The organism is Leuconostoc rapi, assembly GCF_016908715.1.
Classification (GTDB): domain Bacteria; phylum Bacillota; class Bacilli; order Lactobacillales; family Lactobacillaceae; genus Leuconostoc; species Leuconostoc rapi.
In genome coordinates, this window is the sequence record NZ_JAFBEK010000008.1 from 50,382 (window position 1) to 71,785 (window position 21,404).

Consider the following 21,404-nt stretch of genomic DNA (forward strand, 5'->3'; position numbering starts at 1 on the left):
TTTTATCAAAATGTTTTTTAACAATTAAGTAATTAGCTGACTATCCAATCGGTTTTCTACTAGGTGTACCAGCCTGTCTTGGATATTGCTTTGGTGTTTTTTTTATCTTGTCAACAATTTGAATAGAGCGCGTATCGCCGTTTGGTAACGAGAAGTCAAAGGCATCTCGTAAAGTACCACCTAAAGTAGCTAGTGCCTTTTGCCCATCTGCTAGTTCTTGTTGCGCAGCAGACCCTTTCATTACCAAAAATTGTCCGCCAATTTTAACAAATGGTAGCGTATATTCGGCTAATACGCTTGTTCGCGCTACAGCACGAGCCGTGGCATAATCAAATTGTTCACGATATTTGGAATTTTGCCCAATATCCTCAGCTCGGCCGTGTACGATTTCAACATGAGATAAGCCTAAATCTGTTACAACGTCTTGCAAAAAATTGACCCGTTTCTGTAAAGAGTCAACCATGGTTATTTTTAACTCAGGCAAAATAATTTTTAAGGGTAGTGATGGAAAACCTGCACCTGTTCCTATATCAATTAATGTTTTTCCAGGTATGTTTAAGTCTTTTTCGTAGAACAACACAGTTAACGAATCATAAAAGTGCTTGAGATACACATCATTTTGTTCAGTAATGGCAGTCAAGTTAACTTGCTCATTTCTAGCCACTAATAGATTAAAATATTGTTCAAACTGTGTCGTTTGTTGTTCTGTTAAAGTAATACCGGCTTCTTTTAATGCTAAAATGAACGCTTCAACTGTCAATTTTTTGCTCCGTTTCAAGTTTGTGCAGCACAAAAAGCGCTAATTACAACTAATATTAGAATACCTGAAAAAACCCTAATTTTCAAGCTTTCTAACGTTAATTATCCCCGACACAATTCATAGGTATCGCGTGGTAATCGTTCTTAGTAAAACACCACACTAAACTATCTTCATTATATCAAATTTGTTACCAATATTTTCTTGATTTTTAATGGTTTGCGTTGTATGATTTAGGTAATCTAGGAAAGGGGGTCATAACTTTTGAGTCATTCAAATCGACATATCTCAATTGTTTTGGCCGCTTAACGGAAAAGCGGTCGAAATGATTGCAGAAGGGCTATCATGGCGACTCATCTAGGTGGACTCGCGTGATGGTTTTTTATTTGTTATCACTAAAGAACTGTACATTCTAAGTACAGTTAGCGTTGTTATTAATAACAGTGATTATTCGCCTTCGTGCAGCCGACTTACGGTCCAATAAAGCGCGCCCTGCATGTATGTCCCTGCACTCAAAAATCCAATAAAAATACTCCTATCGCAATTTTTTTCATGTTTTCATCTCACTTCTCCTTGTTTAATTAGATTAAATATTTTTTTATTCTCATTTATTAATAACAAAAGTATGTTATTTTATTACAATTATTTTTATAATATATCGTTGACATCGTAGCTGAATTTAAACAAAAATAAGAATATTCACAATACAGTTACATTATGAAAAGACATTATTATCGTGATGAGATCAATATATAGTCGTAACTTGGATTATGTGTTATATTAGATATCTAACTAAAATTTTATCATTGAAGGTAAACAGCATAATGAATGGATTAGCATACAACATCATCACAGAATGGGGTAGAGAACCTTATGCCCTAACTACTGGTGATACATCATTTGAACATGTACCTACACGCGTTCAACAACTATGGGATGATTTTTATTTAGCCCAACAATTACCAAATGACACGAAAATATTAGAGTTCGACCGAATTTTAACTAATTTCCAGTCAAATGGCTGGTCAGCTAAATAACCCTTATAATTTCCAAAAAATCAATTATATTGCTAATTTGATTTTTTATGCTCATTTTTGATAGACGTTAATCACTTTATGCTTTTAAAATGTTAACCCTACCGATTTAATTATACGCAAAAAGTGCTCCCAACTTTTAATATTAATAAGTTGGGAGCACTTTTCTATTGATGCCGTCGGTGGGAGTCGAACCCACACGGTGTTGCCACCACTGGATTTTGAGTCCAGCGCGTCTGCCAATTCCGCCACAACGGCAAATATACTGTATGCCACTTTCGCAACTATATAAGAATACCAAATATATAAACTATCGTCAACCCTTCGGACTAATTGTTAGGACTAAATACATGGGTAACGTGTTTCAAGGCATTATCTAATAAAATTAGAATATGCGAATCGCTCAAACAATAAACTATTTCTCGTCCGTGACGTTGCGTTTTCACTAACTCTGCTTCGCGAAGGATTTTTAGCTGGTGTGACACTGCTGATTGTTCCATATTTAGCAGTGTGATAATTTCGGATACAGAGTACGATCTTTCACGTAATAATTCAAGAATCGTCAAGCGTTGCTTATTACCCAATATCTTAAAAATTTGTTCCAATTCAATAATTTCTTTTTCCATAATTATATTATAACAGGCTTGGCAAGTGTTGAACTGTTCAAACTGCAACCATTAAATCAATAACTCAAGCCAAACATTTGTTGTCTATTTTTATACTGATTTAATCTGTTAACGTTATATTAGTCATAATAACAAAACAAGTCATCTCAAACAACGACAAGTTTTAGAAAGGTAGGCATTGGTTATGGCCGGTAGCATTGTTGGTGCGTCACATCAGCACACAAAATCCCGATTAGTTCTAACAGTTTAATATACCCTAACTTCTCTCCTTCCAAATAAACGTATAAAAAACCCCGACGATCCAACTGATCATCGGGATTTTGTGTTTTAAGATTAAAAATAATTTCAAAACAATTTTTAAAGATACTATATCAATTAGCTCTACGAGCAACCATTGATGAAATTTTAGCATGCCGTGCAATGTATGCAGCTTGTGATCCTAGTGACTCCCAGAAACCATCACGTGAATGTGCACCAACAATGATCAAATCAGCATGAACTTTTGGCACAACATCTTGCAACAATGCTTCGCCTGCCTTGGCACCATCAGCAAATATTGTTGTCACATGCGTAACACCTTGTGACTCAGCATAGGCCTTGTACTTAGCTAAATGCGCTTCAATTTCAGCCCGTTTTTCCTTTATAGCACCTAAATGCAAAGCATCAATTGTTGATAAGTCGCCCATCTCTAGCACAGAAGCAATAATTAAATTTGCATCATCTTCCTTTGATTGATGGATCGCGTTGACCAAAGCAAAATATCCTTGCTCAGACTCATCGACACCAACAACGACATTCTTAAATTGTAATGGTTCAATGTTTAAATTTAATTCACTCATGATTGATCTCCTTAACTTTAGTAGTTATCCAATCCAACCTGTTACCATATCAAAAATCAATTTAATATTTAATCCTGTCAAAACAATAAACGATAACCATCCTAAAATAACCATCCACTTCGGATTAACAAATTCGCCCATAATTTTTTTTGAAGATGTAAACATAATTAACGGTGCCATCGCAAACGGCAAGGCGATAGATAGAAATACTTGTGAATTAAGTAATAACTTATCTAGTTCACCTTCTTGACCACCATAATACAACGTAAATCCAATAACTGGAATTAAAGCCAAACCACGTGTAACAACTCGACGTAGCCACATTGGAATACGCATATGAAGGAATCCCTCCATAATAATTTCACCTGTTAGTGTACCAGTTATCGTTGAGTTTTGACCAGAAGCTAACAATGCAACAGCAAATAATGTTGATAGTACTGGAGAAGCAATGGCCCCAGCAATACTATTATCTCCCAGCGCATTATACATATCTCCAAAAGTACCAACAGAATCTGCTTGACCGAAGAATAAAGATGCACCCAAAATTAACAAGAATGAATTAATAACAAAAGCCAATGACAATTGGATATTAGAATCCCATGTCATAAAACGTACTGCCTCTTTAATAGCACTCTTATCATTACGATCAACTTTACGCGTTTGTGAAATTGACGAATGTAAGTATAAGTTATGAGGCATAACTGTTGCACCAATGATACCTAATGACATCAACAATGGTGAATCAACGCCTTTGGGACCATGTGGTGACACTGCCTGAAGTTGAGGTAGATAACCACCGAAAAGATCAACTAAATTAGGGTTTGATAGGACGACTAAATAACCAAAAATCACTAGAATTGTAATGATTAATGTCATAACAATTGCTTCAATTTTACGGAAACCGAACTTCATTAAAAGAAGTAACAACACAACATCAAATGCGGTTGTCAAAACTGAGGCTATCATTGACCAACCAAACAGCAAATGCAAGGCAATAGCGCCACCAATAACTTCAGCTATATCTGTTGCCATCAAGGCTAACTCGGTCATAATCCACAATGTAATCCCACCCGGCTTATTTGTCCGGTCACGTGTTGCCTGGGCTAAATCTTCTTGCTTCACAATACCTAGTTTACCCGCCATGTATTGTAACATCATTGCAATTAAGCTTGATATTAAAACAATTGACAACATGATATAGTGATACTGTGCACCACCACCAACTGATGTTACCCAGTTACCTGGGTCCATATAGCCAACGGCAACTAATGCGCCGGGTCCTGAAAAGGCCAACAGTTTTCGCCAGAAAGACCCATCTTTTGGTGCTTCGATTGAGCCGTTGACATCGCTCAAACTTAAACTATCAGTCGCATCTTGAACGATGTGATGATCTGTTTTTTTAGAATTATCCATTCTAATTCTCCTTTAGATTTCTCCTCAAGACAAAAATAAACGAATTTTCACTAAAATACGTATTTAGTATTCACTTTTCAAACGCTTAGCGTTGATAAACACGCATTGTAGTGCTAAATAATTTTCATAAAGGATTTCATTCAACTGGGTTGTTGAAAGCTTATGAAAGGTATCTAACTCGACTATTTCTGCCCTAATACATAATACATATTACACTTTTTTATTTATTCGTCAACACAAAATATCGACAAAATTTAATTTTTATTTTGATTTTCAACACTCATTCTATTTAAATGTGAAAAAAATCAATCTTATCAGTTTTTGTAACCCCTTTCATGAGAATGTTACATTTGTATGACTTATTAAATTAAATTACATGGTTCTGTGACTTTTGCTTTTTCAATTTGAATTGTAACATGATTTACATGATAATCTCGACGTAATGTCACGGCAATATCTTCTAATAATTTTTGAGAATCTGCATTTTTCGTAGCGGATAAATGGACTGTTAATGCCGTTTCTGTGGTAGATAATGGCCAGATGTGTAAATCATGTAAATTGGATACACTTTGATGCGTGTTTAAATAATTAAAAATTGCTTCCTCATCGACGCTATCCGGCACGCCGTTAATTGCCAAATTAAAAGTGGAAGCCATCACTGGCCATGACGTAACAATAATAATTATACCTATTATCATTGATATGATTGCATCAATAATATTCCAACCTGTTAATTGTATTAACAAACCACCAACAATCACACCAACAGAAACACCAGCATCAGCTAATAAATGAATGTAGGCAGTTTTTGAATTTAAATCCTGTTCATGATGATGTCCGTGCTCATCTGGGGCACCACTGGCTTTAAATAACATCGCAGTAAAGAAGTTAATACCAATACCCACTGCAGCAACAATCATCACTGTGCCACCACTTGTCGATACTGATGGTGGATTAATAATGTCTGAGATACCCTCATAGAAAATAATAACAACCGCAAATATCAATAATAACGTATTAAAGATGCTAGCTAATATTGATAAATTATGCCATCCGTACGTATGCCGTTTGGTTGCTTTTAAACCAAAGACAACAACAGCCAGCCAAGCAATAACAAGTGCTAGTACATCACTTAAATTATGAAATGCATCGGCAAATAAGGCAGTTGAATGCGCTAATTGAGAAAATACGATTTCCGTTAGAACAAATATTAAATTCAACGTAATCCCAATAATATAGGGTTTTTGTTTCATTTGTGCCATGTTTTTCCCTCACAATGTTTTTTATATACTAAATATACCACTTTTAAATGAATTTTGTTTCATATATAAACATAATAAAAAGTCATCAATTAATTAATTGATGACTTTTGACATTTATTTCGCCATACCTTCAGCGATTTTATCCAAATTCCATTTCATCATGCTGTAATAAGTGTCACCATCGGTTCCTTTTTTGGCAAGTGAATCCGTATAAATTTTAGAATATATCGACAATCCCGTTTCCTTTGAAACCTTTTCCATTGCCTTGGGTGATACTGAGCTTTCTAAAAATAGTGATTTCACTTCGCTCGCACGAATTTTAGCTAATACTTGTTTCATTTGTTCTGGTGTACCTTGTGATTCCGTGTTGATTTCCCAGATAAATGCTGGTTTAACACCATATGCTGCTGAGAAGTATTTAAATGCACCTTCTGAAGTCACTAATACTTTTTTGTTTTCTGGTATATCATTGAACTTTGTTTTAGCACTTTTATCTAAATCAGTCAGTTTTTCAATGTAAGCTTGTGCGTTTTTCTTATAAGTATCGCCATTATCAGGATCCTTATCAATCAATACCTTTTCGATGTTTTTAACATACTTGATGCCATTTTGGATATCTAACCAGGCATGCGGATCTAACTCATCTTCTTTACCAGCATCCGTCAAATGCTTAGCTACAACACCTGTTGAAACAGAGTAAACTTCTTTATTGTTTTTCTTCCCCGCATTTTGGTACATTTTTTTAAACCAACCTGAACCACCAGTTTCTAAGTTAAGGCCATTGTGGAATAAAACATCTGCCTCTTGGGTTGTTGAAACATCTTGCGGACGTGGTTCGTATTCATGTGGATCTGTTCCACGAGGCACTATCGTATACAAATCTACCTTATCTCCTGCAACTTCCTCAACCATGTTACCAATAATTGAGTTGGTCGCAACCACATGTAGCTTATTATGTTTTTTAGTTTGTCCACCATGAGTACTATTCACAAACCATAATACACCACCCAAAACAACAACTACTGTCGCAATAATAATACTTAAACGCTTAATCATAATTTTTTCTCCGCCTTATCTTAACTTTGAAACTCGAATTAATTTATTTTTTTCTTAAAAATAATACCTTGTTTTGGTGAGAACAGAAATGCCAAACTAAAGAACACTGCTGCTGTCAAAACAATCGCTGGGCCTGAAGCCCAATTGAATGTGTAACTCATGTATAACCCAATAACGGATGAAACAACTGAAAATATTGCCGCCACAATCATCATGTGTGACAGACGATTTGTTAGCAAATAAGCTGTCGCGGCAGGTGTAATAAGCATCGCCACAATCAAAATGATACCAACGGTTTGTAGTGCAGTCACAGTGACCAACGTTAGCACCAACATCAAAGCATAATGCATCAGTTGTGTTTTTAATCCATATGCTTGCGCAAAAGTATTATCAAATGACGTAATCAATAGCTCTTTATAAAATACCACAACAAAAATCAAAACGATTGCTAAAACAATTGCTGTTGTGATTAAGTCGTTATCCGATACTGCCAATACATTTCCAAATAAAATATGGTGTAGATTTGTGGCTGATTCTGCTAATGAAATTAGAATAAATCCTAGTGCAAAGAATGCAGAAAACACAATACCTATTGCCGTATCATTCTTCAACTTTGATTTCAATGTGACTAAGCCAATTAGTAATGCGGCTAAGATACCAAATAATGAAGCACCAAGTAAAATGTTAATGCCTAACATATACGCCACGGCAACACCCGGCAAGACAGCATGAGAGATGGCATCCCCCATCAACGACATACCTCTTAAAATAATGAATGAGCCAATAATACCAGACATAATACCCACTAAAATCGAGGTAATTAACGCGGTTTGTAAAAAGTTATATTGCATCAAACCATCAATAAATAATCCTATACTACGCATGTTCTGGCTCCTTATCTGAGAATAATATTGTTGACAAATCCCCGCTAAAGGCTGTTGTAATATTTTCTTTGGTAAAGACATCTGCCGTTTTACCTGCAGCAACAATACCACGATTGATAATGACCAAATCATCAAAATACTTGGTTACTTTATTAAGGTCATGATGCACAACAATAATTGTTTTCCCAGCCATTTGCCAGCGCTTTAAAATTGACATAATCTCCGCTTCGGATTTCATATCAATGCCTACAAACGGTTCATCTAGAATAATCACATCTGCTTCTTGTACAATTGCCCGTGCAACGAAAACACGTTGTAATTGTCCACCTGACAACTCACCAATCTGGCGTTGTGAAAATTCTGATAAATTAACATCAGCCAGTGCTTGACGTGCTGCACTTTTATCTTTCTCACTTGGAATCTTAAATAATCCAAGGTTAGGATAAGTCCCAGTCAAAACAGTATCAAAAACATTAATTGGAAATGTTAAATCTAGTGCTGCACGTTGTTCAACATACGCAACATTTTTTAGTTGCTTAGCAACAGGCTTACTATGCAAAGTCACGTCACCACTTTGCTTGTGAATCAATCCTAAAATACCTTTAATCATCGTTGATTTACCGGCACCGTTTGGCCCAATAATACCTGTGATTTTCCCAGGTTCAAACGCGATTGATAGATTCGTGAATATCGGTTGCCCACTATAGGCAACCGTCATATTTCGTACTTTTATCATTGTTTGTACTCTCCTAATGCTATCGACATTAACTCGAGTGTAAACTTTTAAATTAGAATGCTCCCAGCCAAAAACTTTCATGCACGCAAAAATGGCGCGTTTAAAATCTACAGTTGAAATAAGTGCGTCGTTACATTTTTATTTTTTTAATTGATGAACTATCATCTGGCTGCTTCTTGGCTGACACAGCTAGATGATAATTCTCAATATAATTTAATGATAGCATACACATTTCTTGTTGGCTATACACCGTCTATAGGTTAGAACTATTCTATTTAATGATAACTAAAAAAACAGCCGAAGCTGTTTAAACTTTTAACGCTTTAAAAAAATCAGTCGCATTGCCAATAATTTGATTAATATTAAACGGTGTTTCAATTTTTTCAAGGTTTATTGAGATAATTTTCGCCTCTGAATTAGCGTAATTTAATAATCCTGCAAACGGATAAACACGAAAGCTCGTGCCAACAATCACAATCAAGTCAGCCGATTGAACCCATAAAGCCGATTTTTCAACATCAAAAGGCGTCTCCTCATAAAATGTTATGCGCGGTCTAAGCAAGGCACCGTCTAAACGGTTCATCGCTTCTAAATAATCAGCCACACGCGCTTTTTTACCATCAATCGGCGCATAAATATCATATAACGAACCATGAAAGCGCACTAAATTATCCAGCTTTGTATTGGCTGTCACATGTAAATCATCAACATTTTGTGTGATAATTTTAGCACGATTTTGACGTGTTAATGCCGCCATTTTTTCGTGAATAATATTAGGTTTTGCTGTTGGAAAATACATATTGTCAATCATGAACTGATATTGCTTAGCAGGTTCATCACGAAAAGCAGTAGCGGACAATAAATATTCTGGTCGCAAACTCACGCCATTGTATATACCATGTTTTGAACGATAATCTGGAATGCCCGACGGTGTTGAAACACCTGCCCCCGTCATAAAAACAATCCGTTGTGCATGATCAAAATACGCTTGAATTTGTTGCGTGAATAACATGAATACTCCCTTCACTTATACTCTATTAATATAAGGCAGTGCTAATTGTTTAAATAAATCGCCTACTTTCATTTTGTAAAGTGCCTTAAAAAAGGTAGCAGAATCTTGATTCTCAGGTTTAGTAATCACAAAACTATTTTGTGAGTCCACTTGTGCTAAACCAACATAGGCTGTTTTCTTTGTTTGAAAGTCTGTCATTTCAGAGTGGAAAATTGTAAAGACCTGACTTACTGGTAACTCTAATTGTCGTTGTGATAACACACTTGTTAGTGTGACGTATGCTTTGGCGTTCACTGTTGGCTTCCCCCAAGCTGTCAAAATATCATCAACACCAGCAAACAACAATGTCATCTGACGACGAATATGGCGTGATTGTTTAAGATCCGCTTCTAATATAGGAGCAACTAACTTTTTTGCAGCAGTGTAAGCCAGCGGATAATCAGATGATAACTCAGAAAAGTCAGCACCACTTGCGCTTGCAAAAACTAATGCATCCAACATGACCAGTAATCGCCATAAACTTTCGTCATCTAAGTCACCTTGCTCTATTGTAAGCTCTGATTTAACACCCGCTAAATAGGCAGACACTGTGTTGGATGTCAAAATACCTTGTTTCTGAAGCTCACGGTACGTGATGGCGTGCACAACTGTTCGATGCATGCGTGTCGTGATTTGAATCAGTTGTTGGTCAAGTGTTTCATCGTTAAATGTTAAGGCAAAGAAAATTTGTGGTACAATGCCGTTTAATGTGAGCAACATTTTAAGTAACTCATCACCAAACAAGAAATCAGTCTCCGTCCCTTCAGCTAATTCAATCAATAATCTGTCACCTAACACTTCTTGGGCAATACGATCAACGTGTAATTCACCGGTCGCTTCACCAGCCACACGCGTGATAACTGTTCCCGGATAAATGGCATTAACATCGTGCAGTAACATTTCAATTTTAGGATTCATTTTCTCATCTCCATTAATAATTTTGATGCAATGTTTGCATCAACTTGTTTCAACTTGCTTAGTTGTGATACAAGTAGTTCTAATTCCTCTGGTAATGCCCCAACCTGTAATGCTAAGACACGGTATTGCATGCGCATATGACCACGTTGAATACCGCCAGATGCAATGGCTTTTAACGCAGCCAAATTTTGTGCCAAGCCAACTGCTAAAATGATCCCACGTAACTCATCAGCTGATACAACATTCATCATGTGAAGTGCATTTTTTGCCTGTGGCATGGCGGAAATAACACCACCCACAGTACCAACTGAAATGGGCAGGGACAACTGCCCATATAGTTTATCTTCTTGAATATGCCAGGTTGTCAATGATTGATACGTACCGTTCTGGCTAGCAAAAGCATGTCCGCCGGCTTCAACAGCACGCCAATCATTTCCAGTTGCCAATACAACTGCACTAATACCATTAAACAGCCCTTTATTTTCAGTTGTTGCCCGATATGGATCGTGTTTTGAAAATTGGTTTAATGCCACAATTTTTTCGGCCACCTGCAGCCCACCTAGTAATTCTACCGGCACATATCCAGTGACAGTGACACATTGTGACGTGGCGTAATTCGTCAAAATAGCGCCAAGTATATGTGATTCAAAATCAGCAAACAGAGTCATTTCAGCTTCTAAAATAGTGTTGACGATATTTGCACCCATGGCATCTTTTGTATCTATCTCAAAATCAACACTGATCTCATGATCCGAAACTCGGCGTGCTTTAATCGATATTAATCCACCGCCTCTTTTATAAATTGAAGGTTTCGCTTGCCGTGCTTTTTTAAAAAACATTTCTTGATGTGTCGTGACGTAACCATTAATTTCATGAAATTGACACCCAACAAATAATATTTGACCAATCATGGCAGTTCGTTCAGGTAATAATACGCTGATACCACCACCACTATTTAACAGTCGCGCACCATTATTAGCTGCAGCGACAACACTTGGTTCCTCAGTTGCCATTGGTACAGATATATGACGCCCATTAACAATGATATCCTTCAGAACACCCATAGGAACACGAAAATCACTAATATAATTTTCAATAATTTGTGCATTGTTAGTGCTTTGATTTTCATGTAATTCCTTACGATCAGAATCATTTAAATTTAAAAACGCCAAACGTTCATCCGGCGTTAATTCATAGTATTTTTTAGCCATTATTTTTTATCGTTTCGGCAATCAAGCCTTCGCGTACGCCACTTTCTGAAAAAATTACTTTTGGTGCGTCAATGATACGCATTAGAGTTAGTAAAGGCAATAGACCACTAATAATAATATCCGCACGTGCACTTTCAAGACCTGCAATATTTTCTCTCTGCTCTCTCGTCATATGACTAATTTTTTCAAAAATCGCACTGACCTTCTCAATTGTCATATTGAAACCATGAAAATTATTGACTGTCACTTTACCTAACGCTGTTCGTCCCATGCGAGCTAGAGAACGATTTGCACCACCTAATAAGACCACTGGCAACCCACGTTGTTCTGGTAACCACGATAACGTTTGATACTGTTTAAAAATATTTTTACATGCATTTTCAATATCTAGTGGGTTCACATTATTTGCTAATTTGAAACGCTCTGATAATGAAACGGCCCCAAATGGGAGACTGACATCGTCAATATTTTTACCCGAGCGCATTGCAATTAACTCAACTGATGCGCCACCTGTATCCAAAATAACCGCATCAGTAATCGCCAATGTGGAGACAACCCCAAGATAATCATAATAAGCTTCTTCTTTACCAGATAACACTTGAAATACAATCCCTGTTTCTAGCTCAACACGAGCTAAAAATGCCTTTTGATTAGTTGCCATTCGTACGGCTGCTGTTGTAATGGCACGCAACTCTGGGTTAAACTTAACATATTTCGTTTTGAAATATTTCAAAGTTTCAATCGTACGAGCAATAGGCTCTTCTTTTAGAGTCAGCTCTGGCCCCATATTTTGCGCAATACGCGTATCCTGTTTTTCACGGACTATTTCCGTGTATGTGCCGTCATCGTGTAACTCTTCAACTACCATGCGAGCTGAATTGCTACCGAGATCGACAATTGCTAAATAGCTCATGTTGGCATCCTAGATGTTATTTATTACTTACTAGTATATCAAAAAAAGCCGTAATACGGGTATTAAAACATGTTACAATATCATTATGAAAATAATTTACATCTTACTTGGTCTAATTAGTTTTACGATCGGTACCATTGCAATTTGGATTCCCGGATTACCGACTACCGGTTTTTACGTATTAACCACTATCTTATGGTCTAAATCCTCTCCACGTTTAGAAAACTGGCTCCGCCATAATCACTACTATATAACATATGTTGACGAAGCCGTTTTTGAACGTAAACTATCGTTAAAAGGCCGTATTATAATCTATCTGATTACTGCTTTAATGATGTCTATCCCCTTTTTAAAAACAGATATGCTGTGGTTAAAGTGCGTGCTTCCGCTAACGTCACTGTCACAAATTATGGCGATGGAAAGCTATTACCGCGGATATTTATGGCGTGACGGTATGCCTTTTACACAACACATAAAACGCTCAAAATCAGGAAATTGATTTTGAACGTTTTTTATCACAACAACATGATACTTTGTCTTCAGAAATTTTATATTCATGACTTATTTAAGGTACAGACCTTACTTGCATTGCCTTTTCTCTGAAAAACATTAATGCACGCTAAGTCTAAGATTGCAGTTCAGTATTTTCAACAAAATGGGCACCAATCAAACGACTGGCAGCAAAGATTAACAAGCCAACTAAAATACTTGATACTGTCACATCACTCAACCAATGTGCGCCAATTCTAACACGGCTCATAGCCGTCAAAATGCCCATCGCTAGACCAAATATAACCATTTTCTTTTGCGTGGCAATATTATGACGCGGAACGAATAATGCCAAATATAAGAATAACCAACCCGACATCGTATGACCAGAAGGAAAAGAATTATGACCATTAATACCATTCATATGATACCAAGGTGTAAATTCGCTCATGGCCTGTCCTGAGACTGTAGTCATTTCATATGGCCTAAAACGGCCCCATAACGCTTTCATATCACCAATCATCAATTGGGCAACAAACACTGTTGCAATCCCAACAACGGCAACAACAATTAAATAATTAACATCCGCATCAGATATTTTACTAAACCAGTTAGCAAATAAAGCAGATAATATAATCATAAATACAAACGCTAAAAGCCAACGCAATATTTCTGGATAATTTTGAACTGCAGCTGTATTATTTGCCACACCCATCGGTATACCTTTTGATAAATTATTTAACATTGAAAATGTATAGCTAAGCGCATCTTGTAGCAATGAGAGTAACTGATTAAAAGCTAATAACAATGCTGCACCAGTCATCATGTACCTAATACCTTGGTCGTTGATACAGCGCCAAATATACCAAGCAATCACTTCGGCAGATACAAACGCCACAACTTGTGCACCCTGGTCGGCGTAGTTTTGAAAAATATTGCCAAAAATAGAATTTTGGTTCATCACCGCTTGCGTCACATTTTTGTCAAAAAATGTTGCAATTAATAACGATAAAATGCCAATACCTAGTAAAACAACAACGACTCTTTTCTCACCATCAGTGGTTCGAAAAGAGGTAGTTTGCCTTTGTTCGCCAATATCAAACTGATTCCGATGAACTTGATTACCCGTCAACTGCATATGTGCTATACCCCATTTCTCTTTCAATACTTTCATTTTAAACTTAATATGTTTTCCCACTGTCAATTTTGTATCTAGAAAATGTAAAAAGCCAATCACATGAAAGTGATTGGCTTTTTATATACAACGAATTCACCACTATTGTGGATCCAAAGTTTCATTAATTGTATTCAGATTTGTCTCCGCTACCCCATACGACAATGATGGTACAGCACTTCCAAATTGCGTTCCTGTCTTCTTACTTGTTAAGGCAAGCGATTCACGTAATTTATTAGTCACACGCTGTTTTTCAGATTCTGGTACCATTTGATAACTCACGCCATCATACATGTCCCCAACACCATGTAAGTAATCGGATTCTTGATGTTTTGTAGCAGACATATACTTTTTACCAACATTCATCATCTCATTATAATTCATATCTGTTTCAACGTTTTTTGAAATAGATGCCATAAATTTAGAATTGAACAACGTCGAAATGCTAGCAGATTTTTTTAACAACGCTTTTAGAACTAAACGTTGACGTAACTGACGTCCATAATCACCCTGTGGATCATCATAGCGCATGCGTGAAAATGACAAGGCGGCATTACCATTCATCGTTGTAAATGTTTTAAAATTTTTGCCATCTTTAGCATATTCAAACTGCTCTTGCCCTTTAACAAATTTATACGTTTCTGGTGTTGTATCAGCCTCTGGTGTGTAAGTAAAAGTTAGTGGCGAGGCAACTTTCACGCCACCAACCTGATCAATTAATTTTTCTAGTCCGCCCATATTAGCCAAAACATAAAAATCAATTGGCACATTGAGGTAATTCTGTAAGGTTAACATTGCTGCCCCGACCCCTGCAATTGGGAAAGCGGCGTTAAGTTTTTGCGGAAATGTATTTTCAGCACCAGAGATGGCCATCATAATATCACGTGGAATTGACATCATTGTTGTCGTCTTTGACTTCGGATTAATCGTAATTAACATCATCGAATCCGTTAGTCCTGTTCGATCTCTTCGCAGCGCCCCAGTATCGGTGCCTAAAACCAACACAGAAAATGGTTTCCCATCTTTTATAACCTGTTTGACATCACGCGCCTTTGTTATATTGGCACTTCGTTGCATGTTATCGACTGATTTGTGAACATTGCTGAGTGCCTTGGCAAAAACAGCGCCAAGAACTAAAATCAGTATGATGATAATCATAAAAACCCACCGCCAAAGCTTGCGACGCTTACGTGGTGGTCTTGGGTCCTGTGGTTGCTTCCGGACCATATCGTTTTGTGTGCGCCGCGCTGTGCGACTCGTACCTTGGTTATCCATGGTTACCCCCGTTCAATATTAAATATTATACCATTAAAAATTAAACGGGTTATGATGTATTAATGACTAGTTTCTACCAGTTATTTTTTTTAACAAACGATATATTTTATATTTCAGTGGCTTGACTGGTAGTATAAATTTTCCAACTAACTGACGCGCTTCACCTTCAAAAGCAGTTTTAAATCCTAATACACCATCTGAACCATCAAAGCGTCCTGAAATACCATAAAAATTATACTGTTTAATGCCATCTGCTGCTGCCTTTTTAATCATCATATCCTGGATTTGGTAAGGTCCATAATATGACATATATGCTTCATAAGTACCCGAATATAAATAGGTTACCTCTTGTGGTTGCTCAATAAACAAGGCACCGGCTACAGTCACGATGTTCTTACCAGCAGTAGCCATTTGTGATGTCGCAACATTACTACGTTTAACATGGTGTTGTTTTTGATCATCAAATTCTACATATTGTCGTTTGAATTTCTCTAATTGTGGGTATTTATCGATCTTTTCTTGTAATTTAACCAATTTTTGATCTAAAGCTATAATTTTTTGATTTTCCGACGTAATATACTTTTCAAAATTTAGTTCGGCAAATACAAAGGTTGCCTGATCACCGTATGTATCATAAACTGTTTCATAGAAATCGAGACTCTTATCATGATAATTTAAACGATCAGCCGTTTTTTGTGTTAATGCCTTGAAACTCGGTAAGTCCTTTCGTGAAAGTTGACGTAACGCAATACCAAATTGCTTATTTTTTTTCAAATAGTATTGAACATTTTTACTATATGTCTTATCTATTGCTTGACTATCGGTCAAACCAGATAATTTTTTCACATATTCCCAACTTGGCGACCCTGTTGTTGACATTCCAAACTCAAAAGGCTCATGCTCAAAGTTCTGTTGCGCCATTAAATTCAGAAAATTATCATTTGGTGCCTCAAGTAAATTCCCCTTACTATCGGTCTTAACATAAGTTACATTAGGTTCCCATTGCATGTACAAAACACCATGCTGTTTCGCAAATTTTCGCGATTCATTGACGAAAAAGTTCAGCAATTTGCCATTATGAAAATCTAAAAGCGGCCCGCGGTCAAACAAAAAAACAGGACCTAACCTTGTTATTTCAGTCGTGACTAATGCTGCAGCCACAACACTATTGTTATCAGTCACACCTACTAAGAATGGCTTATGTCCGCGTTTCAACAAGAGTTGATACTGCGCAATTGATTGCGTGTATGTACCAAGTGTATGTTTTGATTCAAAATCAGCGTATGATTTAGTTGATAATTCGATAAACTGTAACGTCATAAAATATTATCCTCTAATACTATTATACAAAATAAAAAAACGCCCTGTGGACGTTTTAAAAAAAATTATTAGTATTGTCCAACATTTGACTCGGCAACAATGGTACCACCTACGATACCGAAACCAACAGAAGTTGCACGTGCATTGGCAACCCACATACGGTGTCCAGGTGTACCATTAGTTACCATATTTGTTTCGTTGTACCATGCATCAATAACTTGACCTAATCCCCAGCCAATAGCCACAACTTCACCATTAGTTGCAAAGTGATTTGTTGGCAAGCCACCATTAGCAACAGCATTAGCTGCACGTGCTTGTGCGCGAGCTGTCAAGCCAGCGTCCAAAGTCACTTGTGACAAACCTAATGCTGCACGCTTAGCGTTAAGCGAGTTCAACAAAGTTTGTGCTGTTGAGTTAGCAACCGGAGCAACGCTCGCGGTTGTTGCAGTTGCAGCTGCCGTATTAGCTGTAGGTGTTACTTGTGCAGGAGCTGCTGCAGGTGTTGATGTTGTTTGCGCAGCTTGTGCTGGTTGCACTTGTGGGGCTACTGCAACTTTTGGAGCCGGTGCTGTATCGCCACCATTTGCCTTGTAAGTATTATATTCGGCTGCTGACATAAAGCCATCTTTATCTGCATCAGCTGCTGCGATATAGGCTACTTTTTCAGTAAGTACTTGCTTATCATTAGAAGCAACGGGCGCAGCTGTCTGTTGTTCAGTTGCTGTAGCTGATGTTGTTTGTGCAGGAGCTGCTGGCGTTGTTGTTGCAGCTGATGATGTTTGCGCTTGTGCAGGAGCTGCTACTGTGCTAGCTGCTGCAGGTTGTGCTGGTGCTTCAGTGGCTGGTGTTTGCACTGCTGCTGTATTAGCTGCAGGTGCAGTTGGTGCTGGCGCTTCAGCAGTTGGTGTTTGCGCCGCTGCTGTATTAGCTGCAGGTGCAGTTGGTGCTGCTGCTGTATTAGCTGCAGGTTGACCTGACAAATTTAAAACTTGACCAACTGAGATATAATTAATATTTTGAATGTTATTAGCAGCAACTAAGGTAGCCAATGACACACCATTTGATGCAGCGATGTGATACAAAGTGTCACCAGTCTTAACAGCATATTTGCCATCATTTGCTGGCGCAGCATTTGAAGTTGAAGCCTCTTGCTTTGGTGCGGCACTTGAAGCTTGTGTCTTCAACTGTTGACCAATGAAGATCAAGTTAGCATCAGCGATGCCGTTTGCTTTAGCTAATTCGGCAACGCTTGTGCCATTTTCAGCTGCAAGTCTATATAGTGTATCGCCTGACTTAACGGTAACAGTGTTGGCAGAAACTGTCGTAACACCAGCTACGGCTAGTGCGCCTGTTGCAACAGCAGATTTGATAATAGTAGATGATTTCATAATAGTAGTAGCTCCTTAAAATTCAATTGGTCAAATGTAAGTTAATGTTGCTTGAGTTTGCCTCAACATTGATAATTGTATCAAAATAGCATAACGTCCGTGTTTTATATTTTTGTCACTTTGCTTTCAAAAATACAGTATCATTACAGAACAATGTTTTTTATGTCTCATATTACATTTTTATTACAAAATTTAAGTTCTATTCTTAACTTGTGCTGCCAGAAAATGTTGGATACCAATTATGAGTTAATATTTGCATTTTAACTGTTGCATCTCTTTCATTCACTGAAATAAAATGACCACCGCCAACATAAATACCAACACTATATGGTTGTTGCGCAATCCCCCAAAACAATAAATCTCCTGGGTGAGACTCAGGGACCGTGCCAACTTGGTAAACCTCATGAGTTAAATCAATCAGTTCTGGGGACCAATCACCCGTTTGGTTTACTGCTTGTTTTTGCGAAGCATTCATTACGAACGCAACAAACGCACCTGAGGAGTGATATTTTTTCCCCAACTGCGCTAATGCAATATCTAACCAATTATTTGTCATACGATGTGCGATTTAAAACTGACCAGCATCTGAAACACCAACGATAACGCCACCGACAATACCAAATCCAACAGCTGATGCACGTGAATTTGCTACCCACATGCGATGCCCTGGTTGTCCGTTTGGTGTCATCATGTTTGTTTCATTGAACCAAGCATCAATAACAGAACCTGTTGAAAACCCAACGGCAACAACTTCACCATTTGTTGAAAAATGGTTTGTTGGGATGCCACCATTAGCTGCTGCGTTTTGTGCGCGAGATTGCGCACGTGCTGATAGACCAGCATCTAATGTTACTGGTGACAAACCTAATGAGGCACGTTTTGCGTTCAACGAATTAACCAAAGCTTGTGCATCTGAAGAAGCTGCTGCTGGTGCTGCTTGTACAGGTGCTGCTGTGGCAGTTGATACTTGTGTCACCTGTGTTTGTGTTGTTGCTGACGTCGTTGTTTGTGTCTGCTGACCACCATTAGCTTGATAGGCTGTATATTCTGCAGCCGTCATATAACCATTTTTATCCGTATCTGCTGCTGCAATATATTGAACATTTTGTGGAACAGACGCAGTTGACTGTGCAGTTTGTGTTGCTTGCACTTGTGGGGCTGTTACTTCAGGAGCCGGCGTTGTATCACCACCATTTGCCTTGTAAGTATTATATTCAGCTGCTGACATAAAGCCATCTTTATCTGTATCTGCTGCTGCAATATAGGCTACTTTTTCAGTAAGTACTTGATTGTCATCAGATGCAGCGGGCGCAGTTGCTTGTTGTTCAGCAACCGTAACCGTTGGTACGGTTGCTGTTTGTGCTTGCTTCAATGCCAATTCTTGACCAGCCAAAACAAAGTTATCACTCGATAAATTATTTAAACTAACCAACGTTGTCACATCGATACCAGTTTGTTGTGCAACCTTAGATAACGTATCGCCTGTTTGCACTGTATAAGTCGTACCATCTGCCGAAATCGCTGTGGCTGTTGTCGGTGCAGAGACTGTCAACTTTTGTCCAGCAATGATTAGGTTTTTATCACTAATATGATTTGCTGTTGCTAATTCTTCAGCGGTTGTGTTGTTTTCTTGAGCAATACCACTCAACGTGTCACCTGATTGAACATCTACCGTATCAGCTGAGGCCGCTGCATGTCCACCTACCAGTGTAGCAACACCGGCTGCTGTTGCTAATAATGTCTTCTTTAATGTATTACCCATGTTATAACTCCAAATATTTTAATTTTTATTATGTTTATTAATTTTTAGACCTGTTGTTACACAAATCTTAAGAACAATCTCTAGTATATCTGCCTTGTATAACATATACGTTGTTCCACTTTTTCAATATCGTGACAATATTTCATTTGTGTGACACTGTCAAAAAAAGCGTAACCCTATGCACATCAAGCTTTTATTATGATATATTGCAAATTAAAAACGGATAAATAACTGTATTATTTATCCGTTTTTAATTTTTTTGAAGACTTATATATTATTAAGCCTCTTAAACATTTCTTTAGAATTCAAGCAATAGACTACCATAGGTGAAGCCTGCACCAAATCCTGTCAAAAGTACCTTTTTACCTATCAAGTCACTAGTTTTATTAAGTTCGTCAAACCCTATAGCGATCCCCGCCGATGAGGTATTCCCATTACGAATAACGTTTGTCGAAAATTTATCCAAGGGTTCATTTAAAGCATTGGCAATATATTCAATTAAACGTAAATTAGCCTGATGTGGGATAAAGTAGTCAATATCATGTGGCGTTAACTGTTTTGATGCTAAAAAATCTGTGATGTGGTCAGGAATCAATGTTGTCACTTCATTGAAAACATCATGACCCATTTGGGAAAACGCATCTGTTTTAGGATAATTAGTAGCTGACAGTTCTGTTAATGGTGCAATTCTGCCAGAATGCACCACATCAGGGTTACCGATTGTGTGCAAGTCTTCTCCAACTACGACACCCTGATGACTATCATCTGCGGTGAGTACGACTGCGCCGGCACCATCGCCAAAAAAGACCGTACTTGTGCGATCTGAAAAATCCATCATCTTGGAATTAACCTCAGAGGCGATCAATAAAATATTTTTATACGCACCAGAACGAATAAATTTATCCGCTGTACTTAACCCAAATACAAATCCAGCACAAGCTGTCATGATGTCGTATGCCCATGCCTTCTCAGCTTTTAAATTACGCTGGACAAGTGCTGCAGTCGATGGTGCTAAACCATCTGGTGTAAATGTCGTCACAATAATGACATCAATATCATTTGGTGTTAAATTTGTGTCTTTCAAAGCTAACAACGCAGCTTGTGTTGCCAAGTCGCTTGTATTTTCACCTTGTAATGATATGTGTCGTGTTTCAATACCTGTGTGTGATTGAATCCAAGTATCATTTGTATCCATGATACGACTTAAATCATCATTAGTCACAATATCACTTGGTAAATAATGCGCGCTCGCCAATATTTTACTTCCGGGCATGTTTTTTCCCCTCTAAGCGTATG

The 21,404-nt window shown here is 37.6% G+C and carries 21 protein-coding genes and 1 tRNA gene; 2 read left to right on the top strand and 20 right to left on the bottom strand.

Annotated elements, in window-relative coordinates; all coding sequences use genetic code 11:
- Window positions 1-40: 40 nt before the first annotated feature.
- Window positions 41-760 carry a 16S rRNA (guanine(527)-N(7))-methyltransferase RsmG gene (rsmG, locus tag JOD28_RS07870; protein ID WP_204770283.1) on the bottom strand — a complete coding sequence of 240 codons (720 nt, stop codon included), beginning with the start codon at window positions 758-760 and terminating at the stop codon, window positions 41-43.
- Window positions 761-1,581: 821 nt separating this feature from the next.
- On the opposite strand from rsmG, the gene JOD28_RS07875 reads away from it, so the two are divergent.
- On the top strand, window positions 1,582-1,794 hold the full coding sequence (locus JOD28_RS07875) for a hypothetical protein (RefSeq protein WP_204770284.1): 213 nt from the start codon (window positions 1,582-1,584) through the stop codon (window positions 1,792-1,794).
- A gap of 171 nt (window positions 1,795-1,965) precedes the next feature.
- On the opposite strand, the gene JOD28_RS07880 is transcribed toward JOD28_RS07875, so the two are convergent.
- The 12 genes from JOD28_RS07880 to JOD28_RS07935 form a co-directional block, all read right to left on the bottom strand.
- Window positions 1,966-2,049, bottom strand: a tRNA-Leu gene (locus tag JOD28_RS07880).
- 71 nt (window positions 2,050-2,120) lie between these two features.
- A complete protein-coding gene (locus JOD28_RS07885) occupies window positions 2,121-2,417 on the bottom strand; it encodes an ArsR/SmtB family transcription factor (protein WP_204770285.1) in 297 nt (98 codons plus the stop codon).
- Between the two features lie 371 nt (window positions 2,418-2,788).
- Window positions 2,789-3,256 carry a universal stress protein gene (locus tag JOD28_RS07890; RefSeq protein WP_204770286.1) on the bottom strand — a complete coding sequence of 156 codons (468 nt, stop codon included), beginning with the start codon at window positions 3,254-3,256 and terminating at the stop codon, window positions 2,789-2,791.
- Window positions 3,257-3,280: 24 nt separating this feature from the next.
- Window positions 3,281-4,669, bottom strand: coding sequence for an Nramp family divalent metal transporter (locus tag JOD28_RS07895; RefSeq protein WP_204770287.1), 1,389 nt, complete (start codon window positions 4,667-4,669; stop codon window positions 3,281-3,283).
- Window positions 4,670-5,031: 362 nt separating this feature from the next.
- Window positions 5,032-5,931 (bottom strand): cation diffusion facilitator family transporter, encoded by a 900-nt coding sequence (locus tag JOD28_RS07900; protein ID WP_204770288.1) that lies wholly within the window; start codon window positions 5,929-5,931, stop codon window positions 5,032-5,034.
- A gap of 114 nt (window positions 5,932-6,045) precedes the next feature.
- Window positions 6,046-6,984 carry a metal ABC transporter solute-binding protein, Zn/Mn family gene (locus tag JOD28_RS07905; protein WP_204770309.1) on the bottom strand — a complete coding sequence of 313 codons (939 nt, stop codon included), beginning with the start codon at window positions 6,982-6,984 and terminating at the stop codon, window positions 6,046-6,048.
- A gap of 41 nt (window positions 6,985-7,025) precedes the next feature.
- The gene (locus tag JOD28_RS07910; RefSeq protein WP_204770289.1) at window positions 7,026-7,871 is read right to left on the bottom strand and encodes a metal ABC transporter permease; all 846 of its coding nucleotides are present in this window, start codon (window positions 7,869-7,871) and stop codon (window positions 7,026-7,028) included.
- Window positions 7,864-8,607: a metal ABC transporter ATP-binding protein gene (locus tag JOD28_RS07915; RefSeq protein ID WP_204770290.1), complete on the bottom strand. Its 744-nt coding sequence runs from the start codon at window positions 8,605-8,607 to the stop codon at window positions 7,864-7,866. Before JOD28_RS07915 ends, JOD28_RS07910 begins: the two co-directional genes overlap by 8 nt.
- Before the next feature lie 307 nt (window positions 8,608-8,914).
- The gene (locus JOD28_RS07920) at window positions 8,915-9,619 is read right to left on the bottom strand and encodes an NAD-dependent protein deacylase (RefSeq protein WP_204770291.1); all 705 of its coding nucleotides are present in this window, start codon (window positions 9,617-9,619) and stop codon (window positions 8,915-8,917) included.
- 15 nt (window positions 9,620-9,634) lie between these two features.
- Window positions 9,635-10,576 carry a nitrate ABC transporter ATPase gene (locus JOD28_RS07925; protein ID WP_204770292.1) on the bottom strand — a complete coding sequence of 314 codons (942 nt, stop codon included), beginning with the start codon at window positions 10,574-10,576 and terminating at the stop codon, window positions 9,635-9,637.
- Window positions 10,573-11,787 (bottom strand): hydroxymethylglutaryl-CoA reductase, degradative, encoded by a 1,215-nt coding sequence (locus JOD28_RS07930; protein WP_204770293.1) that lies wholly within the window; start codon window positions 11,785-11,787, stop codon window positions 10,573-10,575. Before JOD28_RS07930 ends, JOD28_RS07925 begins: the two co-directional genes overlap by 4 nt.
- Window positions 11,780-12,700, bottom strand: coding sequence for a Ppx/GppA phosphatase family protein (locus JOD28_RS07935; RefSeq protein WP_204770294.1), 921 nt, complete (start codon window positions 12,698-12,700; stop codon window positions 11,780-11,782). The genes JOD28_RS07930 and JOD28_RS07935 overlap by 8 nt, the downstream gene beginning before the upstream one ends.
- Window positions 12,701-12,785: 85 nt before the next feature.
- Here JOD28_RS07935 and JOD28_RS07940 point away from each other — a divergent pair, with 85 nt between their 5' ends.
- On the top strand, window positions 12,786-13,199 hold the full coding sequence (locus tag JOD28_RS07940; protein WP_204770295.1) for a YbaN family protein: 414 nt from the start codon (window positions 12,786-12,788) through the stop codon (window positions 13,197-13,199).
- A gap of 126 nt (window positions 13,200-13,325) precedes the next feature.
- Here JOD28_RS07940 and JOD28_RS07945 read toward each other — a convergent pair whose 3' ends face one another.
- The 7 genes from JOD28_RS07945 to JOD28_RS07975 form a co-directional block, all read right to left on the bottom strand.
- Window positions 13,326-14,327 carry a phosphatase PAP2 family protein gene (locus tag JOD28_RS07945; protein WP_204770310.1) on the bottom strand — a complete coding sequence of 334 codons (1,002 nt, stop codon included), beginning with the start codon at window positions 14,325-14,327 and terminating at the stop codon, window positions 13,326-13,328.
- Window positions 14,328-14,465: 138 nt separating this feature from the next.
- Window positions 14,466-15,638, bottom strand: a complete 1,173-nt coding sequence (locus JOD28_RS07950) for an LCP family glycopolymer transferase (RefSeq protein WP_204770296.1) — start codon at window positions 15,636-15,638, stop codon at window positions 14,466-14,468.
- Between the two features lie 66 nt (window positions 15,639-15,704).
- Window positions 15,705-16,958, bottom strand: a complete 1,254-nt coding sequence (locus tag JOD28_RS07955) for a peptidoglycan bridge formation glycyltransferase FemA/FemB family protein (RefSeq protein ID WP_204770297.1) — start codon at window positions 16,956-16,958, stop codon at window positions 15,705-15,707.
- Window positions 16,959-17,026: 68 nt separating this feature from the next.
- Window positions 17,027-18,346 (bottom strand): LysM peptidoglycan-binding domain-containing protein, encoded by a 1,320-nt coding sequence (locus JOD28_RS07960; protein ID WP_204770298.1) that lies wholly within the window; start codon window positions 18,344-18,346, stop codon window positions 17,027-17,029.
- Between the two features lie 205 nt (window positions 18,347-18,551).
- Window positions 18,552-18,902 carry an NlpC/P60 family protein gene (locus JOD28_RS07965; RefSeq protein WP_204770299.1) on the bottom strand — a complete coding sequence of 117 codons (351 nt, stop codon included), beginning with the start codon at window positions 18,900-18,902 and terminating at the stop codon, window positions 18,552-18,554.
- Window positions 18,903-18,914: 12 nt separating this feature from the next.
- Window positions 18,915-20,108, bottom strand: a complete 1,194-nt coding sequence (locus JOD28_RS07970; RefSeq protein WP_204770300.1) for a LysM peptidoglycan-binding domain-containing protein — start codon at window positions 20,106-20,108, stop codon at window positions 18,915-18,917.
- Window positions 20,109-20,406: 298 nt separating this feature from the next.
- The gene (locus JOD28_RS07975) at window positions 20,407-21,381 is read right to left on the bottom strand and encodes a beta-ketoacyl-ACP synthase III (protein WP_204770301.1); all 975 of its coding nucleotides are present in this window, start codon (window positions 21,379-21,381) and stop codon (window positions 20,407-20,409) included.
- Between the last annotated feature and the right edge of the window lie 23 nt (window positions 21,382-21,404).